Genomic DNA, 1,785 nt, shown 5'->3' with positions numbered 1-1,785 from the left:
CCATACCCAAACAGTCTTTGCTCGCTCGATCAGGTAATTCATTGTGGACACTTGCCGGGTGCCGGGACGCGTCGTTTAAGGAGGTGATCCAGCCGCAGGTTCCCCTACGGCTACCTTGTTACGACTTCACCCCAGTCATGAACCACACCGTGGTGATCGCCCTCCGAAGTTAGGCTAACCACTTCTGGTGCAGTCCACTCCCATGGTGTGACGGGCGGTGTGTACAAGGCCCGGGAACGTATTCACCGTGCCATTCTGATGCACGATTACTAGCGATTCCGACTTCACGGAGTCGAGTTGCAGACTCCGATCCGGACTGAGACCGGCTTTTCGGGATTAGCTCCACCTCGCGGATTCGCAACCCTTTGTACCGGCCATTGTAGCACGTGTGTAGCCCTACCCGTAAGGGCCATGATGACTTGACGTCGTCCCCACCTTCCTCCGGTTTGTCACCGGCAGTCTCCCTAGAGTTCCCGACCGAATCGCTGGCAAATAGGGACAAGGGTTGCGCTCGTTACGGGACTTAACCCAACATTTCACAACACGAGCTGACGACAGCCATGCAGCACCTGTCTGTGCGTTCCCGAAGGCACCAAGGTATCTCTACCAAGTTCGCACGATGTCAAGGGTAGGTAAGGTTCTTCGCGTTGCATCGAATTAAACCACATGCTCCACCGCTTGTGCGGGCCCCCGTCAATTCATTTGAGTTTTAACCTTGCGGCCGTACTCCCCAGGCGGTCGACTTATCGCGTTAACTGCGCCACAAAGGTCTCTAGGACCCCAACGGCTAGTCGACATCGTTTACGGCGTGGACTACCAGGGTATCTAATCCTGTTTGCTACCCACGCTTTCGCACCTCAGCGTCAGTGTCAGTCCAGAAGGCCGCCTTCGCCACTGGTATTCCTCCCGATCTCTACGCATTTCACCGCTACACCGGGAATTCTACCTTCCTCTCCTGCACTCTAGCCTGACAGTTCCGGATGCCGTTCCCAGGTTGAGCCCGGGGCTTTCACAACCGGCTTATCACGCCGCCTACGCGCGCTTTACGCCCAGTAATTCCGATTAACGCTTGCACCCTCCGTATTACCGCGGCTGCTGGCACGGAGTTAGCCGGTGCTTCTTCTGTGAGTGATGTCTTCCCTCGGGGGTATTAGCCCCAAGGCGTTCTTCCTCACTGAAAGTGCTTTACAACCCGAAAGCCTTCTTCACACACGCGGCATGGCTGGATCAGGCTTTCGCCCATTGTCCAATATTCCCCACTGCTGCCTCCCGTAGGAGTTCGGGCCGTGTCTCAGTCCCGATGTGGCTGATCATCCTCTCAGACCAGCTACGGATCGTCGCCTTGGTGAGCCATTACCTCACCAACTAGCTAATCCGACATAGGCTCATCCGATAGCGCAAGGTCCGAAGAGCCCCTGCTTTCCCCCGTAGGGCGTATGCGGTATTAGCCTGAGTTTCCCCAGGTTATCCCCCACTACCGGGCAGATTCCTATGCATTACTCACCCGTCCGCCGCTCGACGCCTGGAGCAAGCTCCATCGTTTCCGCTCGACTTGCATGTGTTAGGCCTGCCGCCAGCGTTCAATCTGAGCCATGATCAAACTCTTCAGTTTAAAGTCTGATAGTTCCTAAGGTGGAACCAAACCTGGCTCAAGGTTCAAACGTTCTCAAAAAGACCCGAAGGTCCTTGACGAGTCGCTTGCCTTGAATGTTTCAGTGACTGGTCACCGACATCCCGACAAGCGCCCACATGAATTACCTGATCGATTGTTAAAGAGCGGCTCCG

The 1,785-nt window shown here is 55.6% G+C and carries 1 rRNA gene; it reads right to left on the bottom strand.

Annotated features, from left to right (window positions below):
- Positions 1-76: 76 nt before the first annotated feature.
- A 16S ribosomal RNA gene (locus FHR95_RS16965) occupies positions 77-1,612 on the bottom strand.
- Positions 1,613-1,785: the final 173 nt, after the last annotated feature.

The sequence above is a fragment of the Halomonas fontilapidosi genome (genome assembly GCF_014192285.1).
In the GTDB taxonomy this organism is placed as follows: domain Bacteria; phylum Pseudomonadota; class Gammaproteobacteria; order Pseudomonadales; family Halomonadaceae; genus Halomonas; species Halomonas fontilapidosi.
This window is presented reverse-complemented; position numbering and strand designations above follow the sequence as displayed.